Origin of the sequence: Candidatus Phytoplasma sp. AldY-WA1 (genome assembly GCF_020312115.2) — a bacterium.
In the GTDB taxonomy this organism is placed as follows: Bacteria; Bacillota_I; Bacilli_A; order Acholeplasmatales; family Acholeplasmataceae; genus Phytoplasma; species Phytoplasma vitis.
On record NZ_JAHRHX020000067.1, the window covers coordinates 1 to 3031 of the forward strand.

Here is a 3031-nt window from a genome sequence, read left to right on the forward strand (position 1 = left end):
TTTATAACAGTGCGTATCTTTATTAAAAAAATTATCAAAATTTTATAAAGAATAACAAGCTTTCATCACAAAATGCCATTAAAATATAGCGTTTTAAATATCAAAATAAGGAAAATAAAAAAAATGAATATAGATTCGAATTAGGTTATCAGTTGCCTCAACAATAATAGGAATAATAGTTTCGTTAAAATTTTTACTAAAGACTTAAAATCCGATTTGAATCGTTTGAACGATAAAATAGATAAACATGATAATAAATTAAACGATATTGATAAAAATTTAGAATTATTAAAAAAAGATATGTCATATTATCAAGAAAGATTAAATGAAACTAAAAAAACAGATCAAGAAACAAAAGATACAATAATAGGAACATTTAAACAAATGGAAAAATTAATAGATAATAATAATAAAAAACATAATTTGTCATCAAATATAAATAAAAAATAAATTTATAATAAATTAAAAAAAATAATTTAAGACTCTCATTTTCGAGAGTCTTTTTTTTGACACCCAAATTCAACCAAAAAGGAAAATATTATGAAAAACCAAATTAAAAAACTAGAAAACAAATTGAAAATTTAAACCAACAAAAACAAAAAAAATTAAAAAAATTAATAATTTTAAAGAAAAAGCTTTATAATACTAATAATCAAAATAATTTAAATAAAGGAATTGATGACGTGAATAATTATCAAAATGAACCAATTAATATTTTAGATGTTGGCAATTATATTGTTGAAAAAACAAGAGATTATCCCTTTTTTTTACCAGCAAATAATAAAAAAGAGAGAGAAAACCCTAAACGAGGATTATTTATGTTGGATAATTATAAATTATCATTAATAGTTTATTATGTCTATGTTACTTCTGTAAAAAAACGAAAACCTCTTTTTAGCAACGAACATTTATATGCTTCTTATTATGGTACAATATTTCCAAAAATAATCGAAAACTACAATATGCCAGACGGCTATTATATTGAAAAAGGTTCACCTAACGGAGACAGTCAAAATTTAAACTTAGAAACTAAAAAAGAAACTAAAAAAAATATTGATGAAATTATAGAGCGTATTAATAAAATGAAATGGAGCAGAGAATTAATTGACATTAATCGCCAACAGCGAGCATATTTTAAAGCTATATACCCTAAGAAGGAAATGGAAGAAAAAATGAAAGATTATTTCGTAAATAATGAATTTGTTATTGACCAATTAAAATTTCAAGAAATTAATAATCCAATGAAAAAACAAATAACAGATGAACTTATCTTAGAATGTTTTGAAAATAAACAAGATATTTTTTCTATTGATGAAGATTGCCGTTATGAATGTAGCCCTGACCGTTTTAACCCCTCAACAGGTTATTATTTTCCAAAAGGATTAAGAATAATAAGTAGTTTTACCACTGGTGGAGCTATTTACAAAAAGAATAAAGAATAATAAATAGTTTATAAAAAGATTTTAATTTTAAACAGTTTTTAATTTATCAAAAGGAAAAAAATAATTATGAATTTTGATTATGAAAAAATAATTAAAATTATTGATAATGTTATTATAGAATGTTCTTTTTTTGTTAATCAATGGAGTAAAGACTTAATAAAATTAAAAGAAGATGGTTTTCGTAATATTTTTGCTATTTCTTTAAATATGAGATTAAATCGTAACGGAGAACACCATGAATATTCAATCGATAACGAAGCTTTATCTCTTGGTGGAAAAACAGATATTTCTATTAAAACTTGTAAAAATTATCAATTTCGATATATTATAGAAGTTAAAATTTATTCTACTAATAAAGATATTATTCAAGCTTTTTATCAAATTTCTGAATATAGTAATCCTTATAAATATGCTTCGATTATTATGATAAACAAATATAAAAAAAATGATGATTTTCTTAGAACAAAAGACAAAATCAAAGATTATTTTGAAAAAAATGAAAAATTTAAAATTGTAAATCAAAATGAAACAAAATATGAATCAATAAAATTAGAATTAGTTTATCATTTAGATGAAAATGTTAAATATAATATTTTTTTTTATTATGTTGATTTTTATAGTAAACAAATGAATAAACCACATACAATAGATAAAGAATTTTTTACGAAACAAAAAATAATTACTAAATCTGAATTTGAATTAATCAAAAAATATATTTTAGGGAAAATAAAAACCAATAGTATCCCTCTTCTAGATTCTGTTACTCAAAAAGATAAATATTTGCATAAAATATATAAAAATCAAGAAAAATCTTTAAAACATACAGAAAAGACTATTTCAGAGATTTCTAACTTAAACCCAGACGAAGAAAAAGATATAAAAGAATTTTTAAACAAACAAAAAGAAATAAAAGCAAAAGATAAAAAAAATTTGACAATTTTTGAAGCTAATCTAGATGAATATTTAGAAAAATTATATATTATAAAAGATGATAATAAAAAGAACAAAAAATCATAATTAATCAAAAAAAAAAAAAAACTAAGACTCCTTTTCTAGGAGTCTTTTTTTGTGTATACCCAAACAATTCAAAGAAAGTGAAAACAACGATAAAGATGAACAAATACGATTTAATCCAAACAAAATATCAACAAAAACATCATACCTCTAAATTTCAAAAAAATAAATACAAATCACAAAAGCATAAATTATTAGGAACACCACGCAACAACCCTTTATTAAAAACCAGACGCATCACTCTTACTTTCAAAAACCAAAAAGATAATTAAAAAGAACTAATTAAATTAGTTCTTTTTTAATTTAAAAACAAAGACATCAATACAGCAAACAAAAAACAAAAACACGTCAAGGCATTAAAAAAATTATACATATTTAAAAACCAAATAAAGAAAGAAGGAACAAACTCATGAAAACAACCAAAAAGGAGAATATCATGAAAAACTAAATTAAAAAACTAGAAAACAAATTACTAATTTAAATAAACAATTTATATTATTTAAAAAAATATATTATAATAATGTTATTAAAATGTTATTAAAATTAATTTTCAAAAAGGAGATATTAATATGAAA

General features: G+C 21.0%; 4 protein-coding genes. All 4 read left to right on the plus strand.

From position 1 onward, the window contains the following. Positions 1 to 216: 216 nt before the first annotated feature. The 4 genes from KTO59_RS03870 to KTO59_RS03885 all read left to right on the plus strand — a co-directional run bounded on the left by KTO59_RS03870 (position 217) and on the right by KTO59_RS03885 (position 2728). Positions 217 to 450: a hypothetical protein gene (locus KTO59_RS03870; protein ID WP_284928731.1), complete on the plus strand. Its 234-nt coding sequence runs from the start codon at positions 217 to 219 to the stop codon at positions 448 to 450. A 233-nt stretch (positions 451 to 683) separates the two neighbouring features. Further along, entirely contained in the window at positions 684 to 1442 is a 759-nt protein-coding gene (locus KTO59_RS03875; RefSeq protein ID WP_284928732.1) for a hypothetical protein, read from the plus strand. 66 nt (positions 1443 to 1508) lie between these two features. Further along, entirely contained in the window at positions 1509 to 2459 is a 951-nt protein-coding gene (locus KTO59_RS03880) for a hypothetical protein (protein WP_284928733.1), read from the plus strand. Between the two features lie 95 nt (positions 2460 to 2554). Next, positions 2555 to 2728, plus strand: a complete 174-nt coding sequence (locus KTO59_RS03885; RefSeq protein ID WP_284928734.1) for a hypothetical protein — start codon at positions 2555 to 2557, stop codon at positions 2726 to 2728. Positions 2729 to 3031 lie beyond the last annotated feature (303 nt).